This is a genomic window from Pseudomonas sp. GNP012, from assembly GCF_054343835.1.
Genome location: NZ_JBTGUU010000001.1, coordinates 1,098,460 through 1,121,145, shown reverse-complemented (window position 1 = coordinate 1,121,145; position 22,686 = coordinate 1,098,460). Strand labels below are relative to the sequence as shown.

Below are 22,686 nucleotides of genomic sequence, written 5' to 3'. Positions count from 1 at the left end.
TATAGGGCGCCGCTGCCTGAATCAGTCCGCTGCGGTTTGCGCTGTCGGCGCGCCCCGGCTCGCCGAGCGGCGCTTGATCGCCATGGCGCCACCGAGCAAGGCCTTGCGTTGCTCGTTCAAGCGCGCATCGGCACGGCGCTGGACATCGCTGGCCAGGTTCAGCAAATCACCGACCTGCAACGGCTCAGCGCCTACCAACGCCTGGAGCACCGCCCGGATCTGTTCGAACAGACATTCCAGCGTGCTCGGCAGGTACTGGCCGGCCGGTGTCTCGAAGCTCAGGTGGATGTGCTGCGCGTCGTTGTAGAACGCAGCGACCATGCCGATCTCGGCGGCCTGACGCCCGGAGGGGAAATCCTCCACGTGCAACCCATCCATCGAGGGCAAGCGAGCGACGCCTTCCTGGTAAATCAGCTTGATGTCGAACAGCGGCGAACGGCCGGCCCGGCGCGGCAAGCGCAAGGCTTCCACCAGGCGCTCGAACGGCAGGTCCTGATGGTCCGAAGCCTCCAGCACCGCCCGGCGACAGGCCTCCAGCAACTGCGCTGCCGGCTGCCCGGCATCGACTTCCACTTGCAGTACTAGTTGGTTAACGAAGAAGCCGACCATTTCTTCAAGCTCGGCTTGATTTCGGTTGGCGATATCGGTGCCGATGCGCACCCGAGCGACCTCGGTACGCTGGCGCAACACCAGGGTGAAACCGGCCAGCAGCAGCATGAACAGCGACAGGTCGCGCTGTTGGGCAAAGTCGCGCAACTGCTGGCTGAGTTCGGCACTGAAGGTGAAATGCGCGCTGGCACCTTCTTGCGCCGTGCGCCGGTCGCCATCGGCGGGCAGCTCCAGCACGGCTTGCGGCTCGGCAAGGCGCTGCTGCCAGTAGTCGAGCTGGCGTTGCAACTCGCCGCCCTGCTCCAGCCACTGGCGCTGCCATTTGGCGAAGTCGGCGTACTGCACGCTGTGCGCCGGCAATTGCGGGGTCTGGCCACGGTTGAGGGTTGGATACAGCGTGACGAATTCATTGATCAGCACGCGGAACGACCAGTCATCGGCGACGATGTGATGCACCGTCAGCAACAACACATGCTGGTCATCCGCGACCCGCAGCACCCGCACCCGCAGCAACGGGCCGTGGCGCAGGTCGAACGGCCTTGCGACTTCCTCGCGGGCCAGGTGTTGCGCCTCGACGTCCGGCGCCGGCAGATGCCGCAGGTCGCCGGCCTCGAAGCTCAATGGCAATTGCCGGTGTACCCGCTGCCAGGTCTGACCGTCTTCTTCGTAGAAGGTGGTGCGCAACACCGCGTGGCGCTGCACCAGGGTTTCGAAGGTCTGGCGCAGGGCGTCGAGGTTCAGCTCGCCGCGCAGGCGCAGGGCACCCGGCATGTTGTACATCGAGCTGTCCGGTTCCAGGTTCCACAGGAACCACAGGCGCTGCTGGGCAAAGGACAGCGGCTGGCGTTCGCCAGAGGTGTCCGCCACCAGCGCCGGGCGTTCACAGCGGTGTTGCAGGGTCTGCACCTGAGCGGCGAAATCCTCAAGGCGCGGGTGTTCGAACAGGCTGCGCAGGCTCACCGACAGGCCCATGCGCTGGCGGATCTGCGAGACGATTTGCGTCGCCAGCAACGAGTGCCCGCCCAATTCGAAGAAGCTGTTCTCGCGGTCGACGCGACTGACCTGCAGCACCTGCTGCCAGATCTGCGCCAGCTGGATTTCCAGAGCCCCCTGCGGTGCGCTACCGGTTGCGGCCTCCCAGACTGGCGGGGCCGGCAACGCGGCGCGGTCGAGTTTGCCGTTGCGGTTGAGGGGCAACGCGGCCAGCACCACCAGTTGCGTCGGCAGCATGTAGTCCGGCAGGCGCTCGCCCAAGGCGCGGCGCACGGTGTCGGTGAGTTGCCGCGCATCGGCGTCCAGCTGTTCACCCGAGGCTGGCACCACATAACCGATCAACTGCTTGCCGCCGACGCCTTCGTGCACCAGCACTGCGGCTTCGCTGATCATCGGCAGGCCTTGCAGGTGCGCCTCCAGCTCACCCAGTTCGACGCGGAATCCGCGAATTTTCACCTGGTGGTCGATACGCCCCAGGTATTCCAGTGCGCCATCCTCTCGATAGCGCGCCAGGTCACCGCTGCGGTACAGCCGTGCCCCCGGCGTGGCGGAAAAAGGATCGGCAATGAAACGCTCGGCACTCAAACCCGGACGCTGGTGATAGCGCTGGGCGAGGCCGGCGTCACCGCCGATGCACAACTCGCCGACGCAACCGGTCGGCAGCAGGTGCCCTTCGCTGTCCAGTACATACAACGCACGCCCCGGCAACGCCCGGCCAATCGGCACGCCAATGGGGTTGCGGGTATCGGCCAATGTGCATTCGTGGGTACTGGAAACGACCGTGGCTTCGGTCGGCCCATAGGTATTGAGCAGGCGCACATCGCCCAGACCGGCGGCATGCCACAACTTCAGGCCTTCGAGCGACATGGCCTCGCCACCGACGTGGACCTGACGCAAGCGCCCTTTCTCACGCTGCGTTTGCGCAGCCCACTCTTGGGCCAGCAAGAACCAGTAGGCGGCCGGCAGGTCGGCCAGGGTCACACCACGCGCGATGATCTGCCGATAAAGCCTGTCGGTGTCCCACAACTCATCACCGCGCATCACCAGCGCCGCGCCCACGCACAGCGGCGGGTAGCACTGCTCGACAAAGCCGTCGAAGCTGAAAGTGGCGAATTGCAGCACACGGTCTTGCGCTGTGAGTTGTGAATAGTCCGCCGCGATCACGCAAAACTCGCGCAGCGCGGCGTGGGCCAGGCACACACCTTTCGGGCGTCCGGTGGAGCCGGAGGTGTAGATCAGGTAGGCGAGGTCTTCGGCGCTGGCGAGGTTGTCCGGGTTTTCGGTGGAGTAACCGTCAACGCTCGCCTCCAGCGCCAGGCGCGGCAAACCTTGCGGCAGCGCTACATCGGCGAGCAAGCCCGCTTGCACCAGCAGCAGATCCATGCCGCTGTCTTCGATCATGTAGGCCAGACGCTCGGCCGGGTAGTCCGGATCGAGCGGCACATAACCGGCGCCGGACTTGAGGATGGCCATCAGGCTGACGATCATCTGCGCATGGCGCCGCACCGACAGGCCCACCCGCTGCCCCGGTGCCACACCCTGGGCGCGCAGGCGATGGGCGAGCTGGTTGGCTTGCGCATTGAGCTGGGCGTAGGTCAGGCACTCGTCGCCGACCATCACCGCCAGTGCATCGGGCGTGCGTGCCGCCTGTTGCTCGAAACGCTGATGGGCCAGCAACGGGCTGTCGATTTGCGGCGCAGGCGGACGGGAATACGCCAACACTTTTGCTTGGGCCGTGAGGTCCAGCAAGCTGACCGCACCCAGTGCCTGTTGTGGCTGAGCGACGAACTGCTCCAGCACCTGCAACAGGCTGGCGCCCAACTGGCTGATCTGCGCAGCGCTGAACCGGCTGCGGTCGAAACTGAAATCCAGACGCAGGGTGACGCCGACTTCGATGCCGAGGGTCAGCGGGTAGCTGGTGATTTCGTGATTGCGCAGCGCACCGAAGGTCAGGCCCGCTGGCGCCCCTTGCTTGAGGGCTTCGGCCACCGGGAAGTTCTCGAACACCAGCAGGCTGTCGAACAGCGCCCCCTGTTGCCCGGCCCAGCCCTGAATGTCGTACAGCGGCACGTGCTCGAACTCGCGCAGGCTCAGGTTCAGTGCTTGCAGGTGATTGAGCCACTGGGCCACCGACTGCCCTGCCGGCGGCGCGGCAATGATCGGCAAGGTGTTGATGAACAGCCCCAATTGCTGCTCGATGCCCGGCAGCGGTGCGGAGCGTCCAGCCATGGTGGCGCCGAACGCCACGCAGGATTGTCCGGTGTAGCGCTGCAACAGCAGGCCCCAGGCGCCTTGCAGCAAGGTATTGAGGGTGATTTTCTGTTGGCGGGCGAAATCGCCCAGGCGCTGTAGTGCGGCGCTCTCAAGGGTCAATTGATGTTCGCCCATGCCGCGTCCTTCGACCGGTGTCGGCAAGGCTTGCGCCAGCAGCGTCGGCGTTTCCAGTGGCGCCAGCGCTTGCTTCCAGAACTGTTCGGCGGCCAGCAGCGGCTGCTGTTGAATCCAGCCCAGATAATCGCGGTATTGCCCCAACGGCCTGGCCAGCGTCTGCCCGGCATAGTGCTGGATCACTTCGCCGAGCAACTGCGCGTTGCTCCAGCCATCCATGAGGATGTGATGGCTGGTGTAGATCAGGTGCCAGTCTTCAGGGGTTCGGCGCACCAGCACCAGGCGGAACAACGGCGCGGCGCCGAGTTCGAAGCCGCGACTGCGCTCTTCGGCGGCCAGTGCATCGAGGTCGACATCGGCCGCTTCGATCACTTGCAGTTGCAGGTCGATCTGGCGATGAATCACCTGATGCGCGCACTCAAGCCCCAGCCAGTGGAAGCTGCTGCGCAGAATGTCGTGTCGGTTGATCGCCGCCTGCCAGGCCCGGTCGAATGCCGCCAGTTCCAGCCCCTGGATGTCCAGGCGCAATTGATTGATGTAAGCCTCGGCCTGGGGCTCGTACAGGGTGTGGAACAGCATGCCCTGTTGCATTGGCGTCAACGGATACAGGTCCTCGATGGCCGCTGCCGGGACAGGCAAGGCATCGAGTTGTGCCCGGGTGATGCGCGCCAGCGGGAAGTCCGACGGCGTGACCTGGCCTGGCGTTGTCGCGCAGCAATGTTCGATCAGTGCCTTGAGTTCTTCGGTGTAGGCATCGGCCAGTTGCTGCACCGTGGAGTCGGCGAACATGTCGCGGCTGAAACCCCATTGCAGAGAGAGCTGCCCGCCATACACCTGGCCTTCCACGGTCAGCCAGTTGGCCAGCGGTGCATCATCGCCCTGGGCCTGACCAGCACTTTCCGCGGCCGGGATGAACAGCGCAGCCTCATCGAACTGACGGTCGAACTGCCCCAGGTAGTTGAAGGTGATGCGTGGCGCCGGCAGGTCTTGCAGAAGCTGGCGCTGCGCCGGTTCGCCGAGATAGCGCAGCAGCCCATAACCCAGGCCTTTGCCGGGAATGGCGCGCAGTTGTTCCTTGATCGACTTGATCGAATTTGCCGCCCCGACTTCGGGTTGCAGGCGCACGGGAAACAGGCTGGTGAACCAGCCGACGGTGCGGCTCAGGTCGAGGTCGTCGCCCAGGTCTTCGCGGCCGTGGCCTTCTAGCTGGATCAGCGTCGAGCCCTGCCCGCTCCAGCGGCAGATGACCCGCGCCAACGCCGTGAGCAACAGGTCGTTGACCTGGGTGCGATAGGCCGCCGGTGCCTGTTGCAGCAACCGGCGGGTCAGTTCGGCATCCAGTGTCGATTCGATCTTGCGCCCGTGGCGCTGCTGCAAGCTGCCCTGCGGATTTTCACACGGCAGGTCCCGGGCATCCGCCAGTTGCGCCTGCCAGTACGGCAGTTGCCCAGACAAGGTGCCGGCATGCTGTTGCAGGTGCGCGGCCCAGGCTTGATAAGCGCTGGTTTTCCCGGGCAGCGCCACTTGCCGGTAAGCCTGCTGCAAGTCTTCGAGCAACACCCGCCACGACACGCCGTCCACCGCCAGGTGATGAACCACCAGCAACAGGCGCTGGCTGCCATCGTCAAGGTTGACCAGCAAGGCCCGCAGCAGCGGCCCGCTGGCCAGATCGAGGCTGCGTTGCGCTTCATCGCACAGCGCGGTCAGAGCTTCGGCCGAAGACGCCTGACGTTGCCACAACCCAGTGGATTCGACCTGCGGCCCATGGTGTTGCTGCCAGCCTTGGGCACCGTCGATGAAACGCAGGCGCAAGGCGTCATGATGATGGATGACGGCCACCAAGGCCCGCTCCAACGCTTGCGGATCCAGCGCTTCCCGGGGCGTCAGCAGCAGCGACTGGTTCCAGTGCTGACGTTGGGCAATGGCCTGTTCGAAGAAGTAATGCTGCGCCGGGGTCAGGATCACCTCGCCGCTGACCGGGCCTTGATCGATGCTGCTGCGGCTATCGAACGTCGCGACCAAAGCCAGGCTGCGCACGGTCTGGTACTGGAACAGATCTCGCGGGCTGAGGCGAATGCCGGCCTGGCGGGCGCGGCTGACCACCTGGATGGAAATGATCGAGTCGCCGCCGAGTTCGAAGAAATTGTCTTCAAGGCCCACCGGTTGCGTGCCCAATACGTCCTGCCAGATCTGCGCCAGCGTGGTCTGCATGGCATCCTGCGGTGCGACGAACGCCTGTTGCGGCGCGGCGTCCGGTGGCGGCAAGGCCTTGCGGTCGAGCTTGCCGTTGGCGGTCACCGGCAAGGCATCCAGCGGCATCAGGTAGGTGGGCACCATGTATTCCGGCAGGCTGCCGAGCAGCCAGGCCTTGAGGGTTTGCGGCCATTGCACATCGGCGTCGGCGTTTTCCAGCACCAGATACGCCACCAGATGCTTGCCACCCTGCACCAGCACCACGGCCTCGCGCACCAGGTCATGCTGCATCAGGCGGGTTTCGATCTCTCCCAGTTCGATGCGCAGGCCGCGCAATTTGACTTGATGGTCGAGGCGCCCGAGGTACTCGATCACGCCATTGGCACGCTGCCGGACGCGGTCACCGGTGCGGTACAAGCGCGCGCCGTCGTGGAACGGACACGGCACGAAGCGCTCGGCGGTGAGTGCCGGACGCCGGTGATAACTGCGCGCCAGCCCGGCGCCGCCGAGGTACAGCTCCCCCGCCACGCCCGCCGGAACCGGGAGCAATTGCGCATCCAGCACATGGGTACGCAGGTTGGCGATGGGCCGGCCGATGGGCACGCTGTCGGCGCCTTCATCAACGCAGGTCCAGTGGGTCACGTCGATGGCTGCCTCGGTCGGGCCGTACAGGTTGTACAACCCGGCGCCCGGCAGCTTTTTGAACACCTGCAATTGCGCATCCAGCGGCAAGGCTTCTCCACTGCAAGCAATGCGCTTGAGGCTGGTGCAGGTCTCGACACCCGGTTCGTGGATGAACGCCTGGAGCATCGACGGCACAAAGTGCAGCGTGCTGATGCGGTGGTCAGCGATAAGGCGGATCAACTGCGCCGGTTCCCGATGTGCGCCCGGCGGCGCCACCACCAGACGCGCGCCGGTCATCAGCGGCCAGAAAAACTCCCAGACCGACACGTCGAAACTGAACGGGGTTTTCTGCAATACCGAATCGCTGCCATCGAGCCCGTAGGCCTGCTGCATCCAGCACAAGCGGTTGACCAGCGCCGCGTGACTGTTGCCGGCGCCCTTGGGCTTACCGGTGGAGCCGGAGGTGTAGATCACATAGGCCAGGTTCAACGGATGCACCTCGACCTGCGGGCAGGCGTCGCTGTAGCCATCGAGCCAGTCGTGCTGCCGGTCCAGGGCGATGACCTTGACGCCGTCGGGGGGCAGCGCGCCGAGCAGGGTGCCTTGCGTGAGCAGCACGCCAATCGCGCTGTCGTCGATCATGTAGGCCAGACGTTCGGCCGGGTACTCCGGGTCCAGCGGTACGTAGGCACCTCCGGCCTTGTGAATGGCCAACAGGCCAATGACCATGTCCAGCGAACGCTCGACGCAGATCCCCACCAGTACATCCGGGCCAACGCCCTGCTCGCGCAGGTAATTGGCCAGGCGATTGGTTCGGGCATCGAGTTGCGCGTAGCTCAACTGGCGCTCGCCAAACACAAGAGCCGTTGCCTCGGGCGTGCGTCGGGCCTGGGCCTGGATCAGCTGATGCATGCACTGCTCGACGGGATAGACCTCGGCGGTGCGGTTCCAGTCCTGCACCAGCACCTGTTGCTCATCGGCACTCAGCATCGGCAACTCGCCGATTTTTTGCGTCGAGTCGTCGACTAACGCCTGCAACAGACGCGTCCAGTGCCGGGCCATGCGCGCGATGGTGTCGGCTTCGAACAGGTCATTGGCATAGGTCAGCGCGGCGTGCAGCTTGCCGCCCTTCTCCCAGGTGTCGAGGGTGAGGTCGAACTGGGTGGTGCGGCTTTGCCAGTCGATGCTGCCCAGCACCAGGCCGGAGGCGGTGCTGACCGACGCCATGTCGGCCACGTGCGGCTGGTGGTTGTACATCACCTGGAACAACGGCGTGTGACTGAGGCTGCGCTCCAGCTTCAACGCTTCGACCAGACGCTCGAACGGCAGGTCCTGATGGGCCTGGGCGCCGAGGGCGGTTTCCTTGACGGCGCGCAGCAGGTCGTCGACCCGGGTCTGGCCGTCCAGCTGGGTACGCAGCACCTGGGTGTTGACGAAGAAACCGATCAGGCCTTCGATTTCCCCACGGTTGCGGTTGGCGATGGGCACGCCGACGCGGATGTCGGTTTGCCCGGTGTAGCGATGCAGCAACGCGTTGAAGGCGCCGAGCAACAGCATGAACAGGGTGATGTTGTGCTTCTGCGCGGTGCTGCGCAGTTGCTCGGCCAGTTGCGCTTGGACCGCGAATTCGTAGCGGGTGCCGCGATAGCTCGGCATGGCCGGGCGCGAATGGTCCAGGGGCAATTCCAGCACCGGATGTTCATCGCCCAGTTGTGCCTGCCAGTACGCCAGTTGCCGCGCCTGCTCGCCCGCCTCCAGCCAGCGGCGCTGCCACAGGGCATAGTCGCTGTACTGGATCGGCAACGCTGCCAGCTGCGGTTGGGTGCCGGCATCGAAGGCGTCGTAGCAGCGGATGAATTCGTCGATCAGTACGTTCATCGACCAGCCGTCGGAGACGATGTGGTGCAGGGTCAGCAACAGCACGTGTTCTAGTTCGGCGAGCTTGAGCAAGGTGACCCGCAGCAGCGGACCGGTCGACAGATCGAACGGCAGCATCGATTGCTGCTCGGCGGTGTGCGCCACGGCCCGCTCGCGCTCCTCGGCGGGCAGTGCGCTGAAATCCACCTGTTCGATCCGCAACGGCGCCGTGGCAGGCACTTGCTGCAAGCTGTTGTCGGCCTGACGCTGGAACACCGTACGCAGGGTTTCATGCCGCGTCACCAGGCTGGCGAACGCCTGGTCCAGCGCCAACAGGTTCAAGTACCCGGTCAACCGCACCGCGCCCGGCAGGTTGTAGGCGCCACTGTGCGGGTCCAGCTGCCAGAGGAACCACATGCGTTGCTGGGCGTACGACAACGCCTGGCGATCCTCGGCCTCGATGCCGGCCGGGATCGGGAAACGGGCGAAGTCCACGCCCTCCTTGTGCAAGGCCGCAAGGAACATCTGGCGCTTTTCCAGGGGCAACCCGATAAACCGGCGAGCAAGTTTCAAGGAGTCTTCAGCATTCATCTATCGGCATCCGCATCAGTAGGCAGCAGGCGCAAGGGCGCGTCGTCCCTATAAAACGAATGCAGGCGGGAAAAATTAGCGGATCAGGTAAAAGGCAAAACGCGGAAAAACAGGTTGATAAATACCCCTGTGGGAGCGGGCTTGCCCGCGAAGAGGGAGTGTCAGCAACATACTTATCGCTTGACACACCGCCTTCGCGGGCAAGCCCGCTCCCACAGGTTTTGTGGTGAATTCAGAATAGGATCAGCCCACAGCCATCAATCCATGCCGCCGATGATGCCCCTCAAGCTGATCCTTGATCACCCGCAGTACCTTGGCCTCCTGCTCATGGATGAAGAAGTGCCCGCCGGCCAGCATGTCCACCGAGAAACTGCCGCGGGTTTCCTGGCTCCAGCCGATCAATTGCTCGGTGGTGGCGCGGTCGGCCTTGCCGCCGAGCACGTGCACCGGGCACTTGAGCGGCGGGCGCTGGATCGGTGCGAAACGCCCGCACAGCAGGAAGTCCGCGCGCAGCACCGGCAGGGTCAGGCTCATCAACTCTTGATTGGCCAGGATCTCTTCGCTGGTGCCGTTGAGGGTGCGCAATTGCTCGATCAGTTCGGCATCGGTTTTCGGCTGGGCAAAGCCGCGGTCGTAGTCGGCGCGCAGGGTCGGCGCGGCAGTGCCCGAGGCGAACAGCGCGACCGGTTCCGGGCAACCCAGCGAGCGGAACGCGTGGGCCATCTCGCAGGCCAGCAACGCCCCCATGCTATGGCCGAACAACGCATACGGCGCCTTGAGCGTGGCCTTCTGTTCGTGGGCCAGCTGCAGCGCCAGGCGGCGCATGTCGGTGTGCAAGGGCTCGCCATATCGCGCGCCCCGCCCCGGCAATTCCACCGGTTGCAGCTTGAGCCATTCCGGCAGTTTGCGCCGCCAGCGGCTATAGACCATGGCACTCGCGCCCGAATAGGGCAGGCACAGCAATGTCAGCGGGGTCACCGGGATTTCCTCGAAGGTTGTCTGCTTGGAGAACGGATGAGGTGCCCAAAGAATTAGCCATATGAGTAACCCTGTGGGAGCGAGCTTGCTCGCGATGGGGGCGTGTCAGACACCAATGATGCCGACTGATACTGCGCCATCGCGAGCAAGCTCGCTCCCACAAGGAAATGCCCCGCAGTCAGATCTTCATTTCAAATGGCGATAGCTCGGGATCGCGGAGCCGAGCACCACCGCCCCCGCCGCAATCGCCAGCCAGAATCCGCTGCGCGCGCCGAAGGCGTCCACCAGCCAGCCGGAACCGGCGGCACCGATCGCGACGCCGATGCTCAGCCCGGTGACTAGCCAGGTCAGGCCTTCGGTGAGTTTGGCCGGTGGCACGATCTGCTCCACCAGGGCCATGGCGACGATCAGCGTCGGGGCAAAAAACAGCCCCGCGACAAACACCGCCAGCGACAAGCCGAGAATGTTCGCCGCCAGCAACAACGGCAAGGTGGTCACCGCCGTTGCCACGCCGCCGTACAGGAACAGGCGCGCCAGTGGTACTTTCGAACGCAGCGCGCCGAAGGCCAGCCCGGCCAGGCACGAGCCGATGGCGTACACCGACAGCACGATGCTCGCCGCCGCCGGTTGACCCTGCTGCTGGGCGAAAGCGACGCTGACCACGTCCACCACGCCGACGATGGTGCCCATGGCGACCATCAACAGCATCAGCAATTGAATGTCGCGCGAGCGAATGATCGAGCCTTGATGGTGATCTTCGTGGGGATGCACCGGCGGTTCCGTGCTGCGCTGCAACACGAACGCGGTGACGCCGACGGCCAGCGCCAGCAAGGCCGCCAATGGCCCGGCCTCGGGAAACGCCACCACACACAGGCCAACGGAAAGCGGCGGCCCGACGATGAAGCAGACTTCATCCAGTACCGATTCCAGGGCGTAGGCAGTCTGCAGCTCGGGGCGACCGCGATACACCTCGGTCCAGCGGGCCCGCACCATCGCCGACATGCTCGGCATGCAACCGGCCAGCGCGGCGAAGACAAACAGTGTCCAGTGCGGCGCCTGCAACCGCGTGCACAGCAACAACAGCAACAGCGCCCCGCCGCCGAGCAGCGCCGCCATCGGCAGAATCCGCCCCTGGCCATACCGATCCACCAGTCGCGAGACCTGGGGCGCACAAAAGGCCGTGGCCAGGGCGAACGTCGCCGCCACCGCGCCGGCCATTCCGTAGCCCCCCTGCAACTGCGAAAGCATGGTGATCAGGCCGATGCCGGTCATGGAAATCGGCATGCGCGCGAGCATGCCGGCCAGCACGAATGCGCCGCTGCCAGGGGCTTTGAACAACTCGCGATAGGGGTTTGCCATGGGTCAGGTCTCATCAGGGGACTGCACGTTGCCATAACGGCTGATTGCAGGGGAAGCGTGGAATTGTTGGTTGAATGTGAAGGCCCCTTCGCGGGCAAGCCCGCTCCCACAGTTGATTTGTGCACGCCGTCCAATGTGGGAGCGGGCTTGCCCGCGAAGGGGCCAGTACAGACAACCCACGCCCCCCGCCAAGTGAACTCTCGGCCACCCAGACCAGTCAGCTAAATAGGCCCCAGACTCCCGGAGTTACGCGACAATGGCTGATCACCCCGAACGCCAAAGCCCCATCGACGCCCACGGCATCATCGGCGACATGCGCAGCGCGGCGCTGGTCAATGACAAGGGCAGCGTGGATTTTTTCTGCTGGCCGGAGTTCGACAGCCCGTCGATCTTCTGCTCGCTGCTGGACACCCCCGAGGCGGGGATTTTCCAGTTGTCACCGGACTTGCCCGACGCCCGCCGCGAACAGATTTACCTGCCCGACACCAACGTGTTGCAAACCCGCTGGCTCAGCGACCGCGCGGTGGTCGAGGTCACCGACCTGCTGCCCGTCGGCGACACCGAAGACGACCTGCCACTGCTGATGCGGCGGATCCGCGTGGTCAGCGGCCGCGCCACCTTCCACATGCGTTGCGCGGTGCGCCATGACTACGCCCGCGCCAACACCCGCGCGAGCATGGACAAGGATGACGTGATCTTCGAGGCTGCCGACCAGCCATCCCTGCGACTGTGCGCCGATCAAGCCATGCACATTGATGCCAATGGGGTGGTCGCGCAGTTCACCCTTGAACAAGACCAGACCGCCCAGTTCCTGCTCGGTGCACCTGGCGACCCACGCTTCAGGGAGGGTGCCGCCGATCTGTGCCTGGAACGCACCCTGAAGTTCTGGCGCGACTGGATCGGCCAGTCCAACTACCGCGGGCGCTGGCGCGAGAGGGTCAACCGCTCGGCCCTGGCCATGAAGCTGCTGACCTCGCGCAAGCACGGCGCCATTCTCGCCGCGGCTACTTTCGGCCTGCCGGAAAGCCCCGGTGGCGAGCGCAACTGGGACTATCGCTTCACCTGGATCCGCGACGCTTCGTTCACGGTCTATGCGTTCATGCGCCTGGGCTTCGTCGAAGAGGCCAACGCCTACATGCGCTGGTTGCGCGGGCGGGTCAGCGACTGCCAGGGCAAGCCGATGAAACTCAACATCCTGTATGCCATCGACGGTCGCCAGGAATTGCCGGAAATCGAGCTGACGCACCTGTCCGGTCATGGTGGCGCACAACCGGTGCGCATCGGCAACCAGGCGTACGAACAGGTCCAGCTCGACATCTTTGGCGAACTAATGGACGCGATTTACCTGGTCAACAAGTACGGCGAAGCCATTTCCCATGAAGGCTGGAAACAAACGGTGGAAGTCATCGATCAGGTTTGCCAGACCTGGGAGCAAAAGGACGTCGGCATCTGGGAAATGCGCGGTGAGAAGTACCACTTCCTGCATTCACGACTGATGTGCTGGGTCGCCCTGGACCGCGCCATCCGCCTCGCGTCCAAACGCTCGCTGCCCGCCCCGTTCGCCCGTTGGGACCAGACCCGCCAGGCGATCCATGCCGACATATGGGAGAACTTCTGGAATGACGAGCACGGGCATTTCGTCCAGCACATCGGCGGCACCGGCCTGGACGGTTCGATGCTGCTGATGCCGCTGGTGCGCTTTGTCAGTGCCCGCGACCCGCGCTGGCTGGCGACCCTGCAAGCCATTGAAAAGAGCCTGGTGCGCGACGGCATGATCTACCGCTACCGCAACGACGACAGCCAGATCGACGGCCTGCCCGGCAACGAAGGCGCCTTTGCCGCCTGCTCGTTCTGGTACGTCGAATGCCTGGCCCGCGCCGGCCAGCTCGACAAGGCCCACCTGGAGTTCGAACAGTTGCTCAGGTACGCCAACCCGCTGGGGCTGTATGCCGAAGAATTCGACAGCCATGGGCGGCACATGGGCAACACGCCGCAGGCGCTGACGCACCTGGCGTTGATCAGTGCCGCGTGTTTTCTGGATCGCAGGTTGAGTGGGGAGAAAAACGTCTGGCAGCCTTGAGAATGTGTCGCCCCTTTCGCGAGCAAGCCCGCTCCCACACTTGATCTCGGCCGGACACAAAATTTGTGCCCATTGAAAAGCAAATGTGGGAGCGGGCTTGCTCGCGAAAGGGGCATCAGCCACAACACAAGATTGACTGAATACCGCCGGGTGAACCGGTGACCGGTGCAAGCCAATCTCCTGCAACCACTAAACAAACCTGCCCGGTTATCAGCAAGCAAGGCATCTCCATTGCCCGAAAACGATTGTTGCCAGCCGCTATCTCCCCACCTACCATCCTCAATCAACGGGTACAGCGGAGCTGTCCAGAACCACCCGAATTCAAGGAACCAGAATGACCCAACGCATCCATCGCAGCATCGACACCCCGCTCCGAACCGGTTTGAACCGCGAAGAACTCTGGGAGGCCGACGACAAGGGCCTGATCAAATGCTGGGAAGTCGGCCGCCAGCGCGCCGCCCGTTTCCCCGAACTCGCCCGACAGTGCCTCGCCGGCGAGTTGCCGGTACTGGGCTGGAAAGGTGGCGTCAGCCGCAGCCTGAAGAAAACCGAAAAATACGGCTCCCTCAAATACCTCGCCCAGTGGCAAGGCTTGCGCGGGGAAGACCTGGACGTGGACCTGGCGCAAGAACGAGCGCTGACCTGTGCACGGACAGCCATGGTGGTGACGTTTACACCGGATCGGGCGAAGTATTTCAATCAAGTAGCGGAAGTTGAATCCTAGGAGCAGGGACGATGGTCGATTTGCATCAGGAATTTCAAAACAGTGGATTCTTCCACGAAGCACGCATTGATAGACGTTCAGCCGACGCGTTGACAGGTATTGCGGCTGGACTCGCTGCCGATGGCAAGATCAACCAGCAGGAGGCCGAGTTTCTCAAGAGCTGGATCGAAGCTCATTTGTGTCACCTGGGTGATCCGGTCGTGAACATCCTCTATAAACGCCTCTCCGACATGTTGAGCGATGGCGTGCTGGACTCCGAGGAGTCGGCTGAGCTACTGGATATGCTGCACCAGTTTGCAGGTCTGCCGGTTGGCTCTGGCCAGGTGTTCACAACGCCTTGCAGTCTTCCACTCGACAACCCTGCACCCGCACTGAACTGGGTTGATCGGGTTTTCCTGTTCACCGGAGTCATGGCTTACGGTCCGCGCAAAGCATGCGAATCGCTGATTGTCGAACGCGGCGGTCTGATTGGAGGTTCGGTCAGCAAGAAAATCAACTATCTGGTGGTCGGCAGCATCGGAAACGATCAATGGCTCCATAGCACTTATGGAACCAAGATCAAAAAAGCAGTTGAGCTAAGAGAGAGTGGCGTTCCAATCGCGATCATCAGTGAAGAACATTGGCAAAGGGTGTTGTTCGGGTGACACAACTATCGGCGTCAGGGGGGATGATGATTGAGCAGCCACTAAAGACCGCCCGCACGACACAACTCGACATTGCCTACGAAGAACACGGCCCCGCCACCGGCGACCCGATCATCCTGCTTCATGGCTTTCCCTATTCGCCGCGCGCCTACGACGACATCGCCCCCACTCTCGCCGCTAACCGTTACCGTGTGATCGTCCCGTATCTGCGGGGTTACGGCCCGACGCGTTTCATCAGCGCCGATACCCTGCGCTCCGGCCAGCAAGCCGCCCTTGCCCAGGATTTGCTTGAGCTGATAGATGCCCTTTCCATCAAACGGGCGTCCCTGTGTGGCTACGATTGGGGTGGGCGGGCGGCGTGCATTGTGGCTGCGCTGTGGCCGGAACGGGTGCGCTGCCTGGTCACGGGCGATGGCTATAACCTTCAGGACATCCCCCATTCGACACAGCCATTGGCTCCGGACACCGAGCATCGCTATTGGTATCAGTACTATTTCCACACGCCTCGTGGCGTCGCAGGCCTGACCGAAAATCGCCGCGCCTTGTGCGAATTGCTCTGGAAGCTCTGGTCACCGACCTGGGCCGAAAACGCTGCACGCTATCCGTTGAGCGCCCCGGCCTTCGATAACCCGGATTTTGTCGACGTGGTGATTCACTCCTACCGCCACCGCTTCATGTATGCCCTTGGTGACCCGGCGCTGGAATGGATGGAGCAGGCCCTGAGCAAACAACCAACCATCAGCGTGCCGACGATTTCCCTGTGCGGTGCCGATGACGGTGTCGGACCTGCGCAAGAAATCGACGAAGATATCCGGCATTTCACCGGCCCTTATGAGCGTCGAGTGCTGACAGGCATTGGCCACAACATTCCAGAAGAAGCGCCAGAGGCAACACTCAAGGCACTACTGGATCTACTCCGGCACTGACCGAAAACCGCTCCCGATAAGCCTGCGGTGTCACCCCCATGGCCCGCAGGAAGCTGCGGCGCAGGGTTTCTTCGCTGCCGAAGCCGCATTGCACCGCCACCCGTTTGATCGGCACTCCGGTATCGCTGAGCAGACGCCGCGCGGTTTCGACGCGGATCAGTTCGATGGCCCGGGCCGGGGTCTGGCCGGTGTCGGCACGGTAGTGGCGTACGAAGCTGCGTTCGCTCATGCCGGCCTGCAAGGCCAGGGTCGGGATGCCAAGGTCCTTGGTCAGGTTTTCGCTGATCCAGGCGTGAAGTTCGTCGAATCTCTTGCCTTCGTGTTGCAGGGACAGGGTCACGCTGAATTGCGACTGGCCACCCGGACGCTTGAGAAACACCACCAGTTGCCGGGCGACTTCCAGTGCCATGTTGCGCCCCAGGTCTTGTTCGACCATGGCCAGCGCGAGGTCGATGCCGGCCGTCACGCCGGCCGAGGTCCAGACCGGGCCGTCGTTGATGAAGATCGGGTTGGGCTCGACCTGCAAGCGCGGGTGCTGTTGCGCCAGTTGCTCGCAGCGGGTCCAGTGGGTGACCACGCGCCGGCCATCGAGCCAGCCGCTGGCCGCCAGCAGAAACGCACCGGTACACACCGAGGAAACCCGTCGGCAGCCACGGGCATGCTCGCGCACCCAGGCGACTAACGACACATCTTGCGCCGCCGCGTAGACACCCCAGCCACCGGCGATGATCAGGGTGTCAGTGCCGTCATCCGGTAAGGGTTCGGCCAACAGCGCCAGGCCCGCCGACGACATCACCGCCCCGCCGCCGCTGGCAATCACCGTCGGCGCATAGGGTGGCGGCAGGCCTTGCTGGCGAGCAATGTCGTTGGCCGAGGCGAATACCTGCAACGGCCCGGTGACGTCGAGCAATTGCACGTTGGCGAACGCGAGTACATGGATGGTTTTCGACATTTGGCGTAATTCGTGGGGATATTGGCGTATACGCCAAATCCTACGAGCCTACAGTCAAACCGTCCACCCACTTCACGAGAAAAACACCATGACGTTGCAGATCGGCTTTCTGTTGTTTCCACAGGTTCAGCAACTGGACCTGACCGGCCCTTATGACGTACTGGCCTCGCTGCCGGATGTGAAAGTGCATCTGATCTGGAAGGACCTGATGCCGATCACCGCCAGCACCGGCCTGCTGTTGAAACCCACTACCACCTTCGAGGATTGCCCGGCACTGGACGTGATCTGCGTACCCGGTGGCAGTGGCGTCGGGCCGTTGATGGAAGATGACCAGACCCTGGACTTCCTCAGGGCCCAGGCCGCCAACGCCCGGTACATCACGTCGGTGTGCACCGGCGCACTGGTGCTTGGCGCGGCGGGATTGCTCAAGGGCAAGCGCGCCACCACTCACTGGGCCTATCACGAGTTGCTCACGCCGCTGGGCGCAGTCGCGGTGAAAGATCGGGTGGTTCGCGATGGCAATCTGTTGACCGGTGGTGGGATCACTGCCGGTATCGACTTCGCCCTGACCCTGGCCGCCGAACTGTTCGACCCGGCAACCGCCGAGTTGGTGCAGTTGCAACTGGAATACGCTCCGGCCCCGCCGTTTACGGCGGGCAGCCCCGAGACGGCGCCGGCCAGTGTGCTGGAAGAGGCTCGCCAGCGGGCTGCCGGCTCATTGAAGCTGCGGGCGCAAATCACCGAACGCGCGGCAGCGAAACTCGATCGTCAGTAAGAAAACGGCGGCAGGAATCCGCTTCTGCCGCCCCGACCTTTCCTGCGGTCACAAAAAAACCCGCCGAAGCGGGTTTTTCCAAGACCATGACGACTCCCTGTCGCAGCGTTCCTTGCATATGGTCGATCATCCGTGATCCTGAGCACATCCTGTGCTTCAGTGGGTGAGGCCAGAATACGCATCGGATCCAAATTGTAACAGGCGATATCGCTACCATCGCGTGTAAGACATTCGCTATAAGCCACCTTCCGAAAACCCTTAGATGCTTCAGGCGTCGAGCCTGGAGGCTACGAGTTTCAGGACTTCCAGCTGGATTTCGACTGCCAGGCGCTGGTCAGTCGCCCTGAAGCTCGTGGGCCTTGGTCTTTTCCACAAGAAACTGTTCGATGTTGATCATCTGCTCATCCCAACCACGACTGTCCATACGGAACGCCTTTAGGCGACGACTCTGGGGAATATGGTCGAAACCCGACTCGAACACCTTGAGAAGCGTGCCTTCATCCATGTCTTCAAGTTCGAATTTCACCAGGGTGGTGGGTTCCTGGGAGTAGTCGAACTCCGGCTCTATCGCATAAGGGTGCCAGCGAAACGAAAACAGCCGTTCCGGCTCGACCCGCTCCACCAGTACATTCCAGCGCAAATGCTCATAACCGGGGTAGGTAATCTGCCCCTGGGTCCACTCGCCAGCCACAAAACGCTTGCCTTTCAGCTCCACGCCAAACCACTGTCCGAACTCTTCGGCATTGGCCAGCACGCGCCAGACCTGCGAACGCTTGGCCTTGAGCAGGATTTTCCTTTCGATGCGATCAGATGCGGGGTTCATAAGTCACCTCCTGTACTTGAACAGTAGGTCAGTAAGACCACAAGACCAACCCTAAAGTTGTACCAATCGGGATGCGCAATCAACCATGTCCGAGATATTCGGTTGCATTTGCGCAGATAAGTTCTGGGGTCGGTGAAAAGTCAGAGGCTCGAAACTGCTAACGTTCTCCCTCCAGATCGCCCCACGAAAGGAGTCGTCCATGAAAAAACTGCGCGGCAGTTGCCTGTGTAAAACCATCGAATACCAACTCGATAGCCTCGACATGCCCATCAGCCACTGCCATTGCCAGACCTGCCGCAAGGCTCACGCGGCAGCGTTTGCATCGACCGCCGGGGTCATGCGCGAGCACTTTCGCTGGATCAAAGGCGAGGATCGCCTGAGTCGCTACGAATCGTCGCCGGGCAAGTTTCGATATTTCTGTTCGGTCTGCGGTTCACACCTGATGGCCGAGCGGCCGGTCCAGCCTCACGTGATTGTTCGTGTGGCGACACTGGATGATGACCCGAAAATGACACCCCAAGCGCATATCTGGACGTCTCATGATGTGCCTTGGCTTGAATGCCCATCGGTGGAAAAGCATGCGCAGTGGCAAGCGTAGCGGGCTGAATCCGTCACAGCGCTACACTGCACCTCAACATTCGGTCACAGCGAGTAATCCGGCATGAACCCACGCTTACTATTGGCATTGACGCCCCTGCTGTTCACCTCCATGGCTGTCGCCGTTGACTGCGACAACGCCAGCGACCAGGCGACGATGAACCAGTGCGCGGCGCAACAGAATGCGGCCGCCGACAAGGAATTGAATGCGCTGTACCAGCAGATCACTTCGCGATTCAAGGGCAACCCGGACAACAAGAAACTGCTGGTGGGTGCACAGCGGGCGTGGGTTGCGTTCCGCGATGCCGAGTGCAAGTTCTCGGCGTCCGGGGTGGAAGGCGGGAGTGTGTATCCGCTGATCTACAGCAACTGCACCACGGAACTGACCAAGGCACGGATTCAGACGTTCAAGAACTACCTGAAGTGTCAGGAAGGGGATATGAGTTGTCCGGTGCCGGGGGTTTAAGATTTTCAGAGTTTTTGAGGGCCTCTTCGCGGGCAAGCCCGCTCCCACAGGGTTCAGCGGTGTTCACACAATAGTGACCACACCACAAATCCACTGTGGGAGCGGGCTTGCCCGCGAAGGCGTCGGTTCAGTCGCCGCAATTACCGGACAAATATCTGCGCCGTGGTAATCGCCATGTCCCCGCCCGGCAATTTGATGCTGCCCGTCTGTTTGAGGCTGTCGGCATCGAAGATCGCCACGTCGTTGAACGTCCCGGCCAGGTAGATCTTACTGCCGTCCTTGTTGAAGGAAATGCAGTAGTAGGAGTGATCAAGCGTCGCCGCCTGGAGCATTTTCTTCTCCTTGATGTCGTACTTGGCCAGGCGATTGAGCACGCCGAACATCAGGTTCGGGTCCTTGGGCGAGCGCATGCCGCTGAAATAGATTTCCGTCAGTGGCCCGAAGTCGGTGGTTTCGGTCTTTCCGGTTTTCAGGTCGACGCTGAACAGGCCATACAGGTATTCGGCGGTGGCCGGGTCCTGCTTCTTGTCCTTGAATTTCGCGGCGGTGTAGAGCAGCGAGAAATCATGCCGATACGTCTGCTGGTTCCACACGTAGAGCACGTCCGGCGCGCTGTAGTTCGGGCGTTTCCAGTGACGGCTGGGGATCAGCACGTCGAACTTGCCGGTCTGCACATTGACCTTGTAGACGTCCGCCCCCGCCACATACAAGGTGCCATCGTCGCCACTCTGCATGATGGTCAGCTGCCTTGGCGCCGGGAAGCTGCGCACCGGCTTGGCATCCATCCCGGCGTCGGTCGAATACACATCGAGCCGAGGCTGCTGCACTTCGTAGCGGTCGTTCATCATCAGCGTCGGGTTGGCGATGGTGTACAGCTCCTTGCCGTCGTGGCTGACCGTGAAGGCGAACATGGACTTGGCCTTCTCCCCCGGCTTCTGGGTGATGCTGGCGTGGAACACCTGCTTGCAGTTGTCCAGTTCGACGCCGTAGACATCCGCATAGTGATTGTTCAGCACGTAGGCGGTCTTGCGATCCGGCGACAATTGCACCGTGCCGGGGCCGAAGGCGTCTGGCATCTTGCAGGTCTTGAACAGGGTGTCGGTGGCCAGGTCGATCACGTGCAGGTTGTTCGGGTAGTTGGTGGTCACCATGTATTCGTGACCGACTTGCAGCGCGGTGTTTTCATCGGCCAGAACACTGACAGAACAGCTGCTCAGGACGGCGATCGCGGCCAGGCCGCAGGCTTTGATGTTACGCATGCTGGAATCCTTCTTCTGTGATCACTTGTCTTTGGGGAAGACAGTGCCGAGGTTGCGCCAGTTTTCGTTGGACGCCTGGGCATCCTTGTTCCAGTCCGGGTAGGTGCTCATCATGTCGGGCACCTGGGCAGGCCACCAGCACGGGTCGGAGCAACCGTAGAGATCGGCCTCCATCGGCTGGCACAGCGACGACACACCGCCGAATGCATCGATTTCCCAGCCCGGGTCAGTGGTCGAGGCACAGCCCGCCACGGAGCTCATGGCCACCACTTCTTCTATGCGGTTCTCGTCCGCGGCCTGATCCAGCTTCAACGCTTTGTTATTGATTGCCTTGAGATGTTTCATATCAGTGAGCCTTGCGCGGAGTGATGTAACTGCTGATGAACGCAGGGTTATGGGCCATGATCCGGGTGTAGACCTCGATGCCGAAGTCGACCCAGTCACGCATCAGTTCGCAGTAGTGATAGGTCGGGTGCGTCGGGTCTCCGTAGCGGGCGTAGCTCTCGTGGTAGCAACCGCCGGAGCACAGGTTACGGATCTGACAGTCTTCGCAACCGGTATTGGTGCGGTCCAGGCGCTGGGACAGGAAGTCGTTCAACTCCACCTGCTTGACGCCGCTGTGCACGTTGCCGAAGGTCGGCAGGCTCGAACCGGTAAAGCGGTGGCACAGGTTCAGCTCGCCCTTGTGATCGACCGCCAGCATCTTCAGGCCCGCGCCGCACGGCAGGGCCTTTTTGTGGCCTTCGTGGATGTCGGTGATCAACTGGTGCAGGTTGGAGAAACCGATGTTGCGGTGCTCCAGCGCCGCTTCCAGATAGCGTCGACCGAGTTTTTTCATGTTGGCGAAGACTTCGATCAACTCGTCGCTGGTCAGGTTGAACGTGCTGATGTCGCCGGAAGTTACCGGGGCAAATCCGACCTCGGCGAAACCCAGCTCGTTGAACAGGTGATCCCAGATGGTTTCAACGTCGGTCACGCCGGTGGTCAGGGTCACCCGCGCACCCACCGGACGGCTGTTGTAGCGCGACAGCAGCATTTCGGCCTTGCGCCGCACCACGTCATAGGTGCCCTGCCCGCCCACGGTGATGCGGTTGCGGTCGTGCACGGTTTTCGGCCCGTCGATGCTCACCGACAGCCCGAAACGGTGGGCGTTGAGGTAGTCCACGGTTTCTTCGGTGAGCAGCGTGGCGTTGGTGGTCATGACGAATTCGACGAACTTGCCGGCCTCGCGAAAACGCTTCTCACAGTAATCGACCATGTACTCGATCAGCTTGCGGTTGCTCAGCGGTTCGCCGCCGAAGAACACCACGGTGAAACGCTCTTCGTCCGGGGATTCGCGCAGCAGCATTTCCACCGAGGCAATGGCCGTTTCGACGTCCATCTTCTTGCCCGCCGAGGGCTTGTCGAGGTCTTCCTTGTAGCAGTAGGTGCAGCTCAGGTTACAGCCGGTGTTGACGTTGAGCACCACGGTGTTGATCGCCGTGCGCTCGACCCGTTTGGTGGCGATGTCCGGGGTCAGCGGCGAGCCGTCGCTGACCAGTTCCAGGGCCATCAGCTCGCGCAGGGTCTCGGTGATTTCCTCGCCGTTGAAGCGCGCCGCCAGGCGCTGGATAAGGTCGTCCGAGGAGCAGCCGGGACCACGCAAGGTATCGATGATGGTGCCCGTCAGTTCATCGCTGGCAAACAGCGAACTGCTGGGGATGTGAAACAGCATACGGTCGGCATCGACCTGCACTTCGTGCAGGTTGCGTTCGACCAGATTCAAGATAGCGCCCATTGCAAACCTCCTGTGCAGGCCCCGGTTTGCGGGGCTTGCGGTCATTCCGAAAAGTGTCTGAAGCCGTTGTT

At 62.5% G+C, this 22,686-nt stretch carries 15 protein-coding genes; 7 read left to right on the top strand and 8 right to left on the bottom strand.

Annotated elements, in window-relative coordinates; all coding sequences use genetic code 11:
• Window positions 1–21: 21 nt before the first annotated feature.
• From ACXX83_RS04925 to ACXX83_RS04915, 3 genes are all read right to left on the bottom strand, one after another.
• On the bottom strand, window positions 22–9,255 hold the full coding sequence (locus tag ACXX83_RS04925; protein ID WP_458547700.1) for a non-ribosomal peptide synthetase: 9,234 nt from the start codon (window positions 9,253–9,255) through the stop codon (window positions 22–24).
• Window positions 9,256–9,498: 243 nt separating this feature from the next.
• Window positions 9,499–10,233 carry a thioesterase II family protein gene (locus ACXX83_RS04920; RefSeq protein ID WP_458547699.1) on the bottom strand — a complete coding sequence of 245 codons (735 nt, stop codon included), beginning with the start codon at window positions 10,231–10,233 and terminating at the stop codon, window positions 9,499–9,501.
• Between the two features lie 186 nt (window positions 10,234–10,419).
• Entirely contained in the window at window positions 10,420–11,592 is a 1,173-nt protein-coding gene (locus ACXX83_RS04915) for an MFS transporter (RefSeq protein WP_458373189.1), read from the bottom strand.
• Window positions 11,593–11,848: 256 nt separating this feature from the next.
• On the opposite strand from ACXX83_RS04915, the gene ACXX83_RS04910 reads away from it, so the two are divergent.
• The 4 genes from ACXX83_RS04910 to ACXX83_RS04895 all read left to right on the top strand — a co-directional run bounded on the left by ACXX83_RS04910 (window position 11,849) and on the right by ACXX83_RS04895 (window position 15,966).
• Window positions 11,849–13,672, top strand: a complete 1,824-nt coding sequence (locus tag ACXX83_RS04910) for a glycoside hydrolase family 15 protein (protein ID WP_458547698.1) — start codon at window positions 11,849–11,851, stop codon at window positions 13,670–13,672.
• A gap of 334 nt (window positions 13,673–14,006) precedes the next feature.
• On the top strand, window positions 14,007–14,396 hold the full coding sequence (locus ACXX83_RS04905; protein ID WP_458547697.1) for a hypothetical protein: 390 nt from the start codon (window positions 14,007–14,009) through the stop codon (window positions 14,394–14,396).
• Between the two features lie 11 nt (window positions 14,397–14,407).
• Window positions 14,408–15,040: a BRCT domain-containing protein gene (locus ACXX83_RS04900; protein ID WP_015094139.1), complete on the top strand. Its 633-nt coding sequence runs from the start codon at window positions 14,408–14,410 to the stop codon at window positions 15,038–15,040.
• A 23-nt stretch (window positions 15,041–15,063) separates the two neighbouring features.
• Complete coding sequence (locus ACXX83_RS04895; RefSeq protein WP_458547696.1) at window positions 15,064–15,966, top strand: alpha/beta fold hydrolase; 903 nt, start codon at window positions 15,064–15,066, stop codon at window positions 15,964–15,966.
• On the opposite strand, the gene ACXX83_RS04890 is transcribed toward ACXX83_RS04895, so the two are convergent.
• Window positions 15,935–16,918 (bottom strand): GlxA family transcriptional regulator, encoded by a 984-nt coding sequence (locus ACXX83_RS04890; protein WP_458547695.1) that lies wholly within the window; start codon window positions 16,916–16,918, stop codon window positions 15,935–15,937. The two genes, ACXX83_RS04895 and ACXX83_RS04890, sit on opposite strands and share 32 nt — an antisense overlap.
• Before the next feature lie 88 nt (window positions 16,919–17,006).
• On the opposite strand from ACXX83_RS04890, the gene inhA reads away from it, so the two are divergent.
• A complete protein-coding gene (gene inhA / locus ACXX83_RS04885; RefSeq protein WP_458547694.1) occupies window positions 17,007–17,693 on the top strand; it encodes an isonitrile hydratase in 687 nt (228 codons plus the stop codon).
• 334 nt (window positions 17,694–18,027) lie between these two features.
• Here the strand turns inward: inhA and ACXX83_RS04880 are convergent, their stop codons facing one another.
• On the bottom strand, window positions 18,028–18,516 hold the full coding sequence (locus ACXX83_RS04880; protein WP_458547693.1) for an SRPBCC family protein: 489 nt from the start codon (window positions 18,514–18,516) through the stop codon (window positions 18,028–18,030).
• A 199-nt stretch (window positions 18,517–18,715) separates the two neighbouring features.
• Here ACXX83_RS04880 and ACXX83_RS04875 point away from each other — a divergent pair, with 199 nt between their 5' ends.
• Both ACXX83_RS04875 and ACXX83_RS04870 read left to right on the top strand, forming a co-directional pair.
• Complete coding sequence (locus ACXX83_RS04875) at window positions 18,716–19,114, top strand: GFA family protein (protein WP_458547692.1); 399 nt, start codon at window positions 18,716–18,718, stop codon at window positions 19,112–19,114.
• Between the two features lie 63 nt (window positions 19,115–19,177).
• The gene (locus ACXX83_RS04870; protein WP_458547691.1) at window positions 19,178–19,579 is read left to right on the top strand and encodes a lysozyme inhibitor LprI family protein; all 402 of its coding nucleotides are present in this window, start codon (window positions 19,178–19,180) and stop codon (window positions 19,577–19,579) included.
• Between the two features lie 140 nt (window positions 19,580–19,719).
• Here ACXX83_RS04870 and peaD read toward each other — a convergent pair whose 3' ends face one another.
• Genes peaD through peaB form a run of 3 tightly spaced genes read right to left on the bottom strand, consistent with a single transcriptional unit; the run spans window position 19,720 to window position 22,615 of the window.
• Window positions 19,720–20,838, bottom strand: coding sequence for a quinohemoprotein amine dehydrogenase subunit beta (gene peaD, locus ACXX83_RS04865; protein WP_458547690.1), 1,119 nt, complete (start codon window positions 20,836–20,838; stop codon window positions 19,720–19,722).
• 21 nt (window positions 20,839–20,859) lie between these two features.
• A complete protein-coding gene (gene qhpC, locus ACXX83_RS04860; RefSeq protein ID WP_007971075.1) occupies window positions 20,860–21,183 on the bottom strand; it encodes a quinohemoprotein amine dehydrogenase subunit gamma in 324 nt (107 codons plus the stop codon).
• Window position 21,184: 1 nt separating this feature from the next.
• Window positions 21,185–22,615: a quinohemoprotein amine dehydrogenase maturation protein gene (gene peaB / locus ACXX83_RS04855; protein WP_102701350.1), complete on the bottom strand. Its 1,431-nt coding sequence runs from the start codon at window positions 22,613–22,615 to the stop codon at window positions 21,185–21,187.
• Window positions 22,616–22,686: the final 71 nt, after the last annotated feature.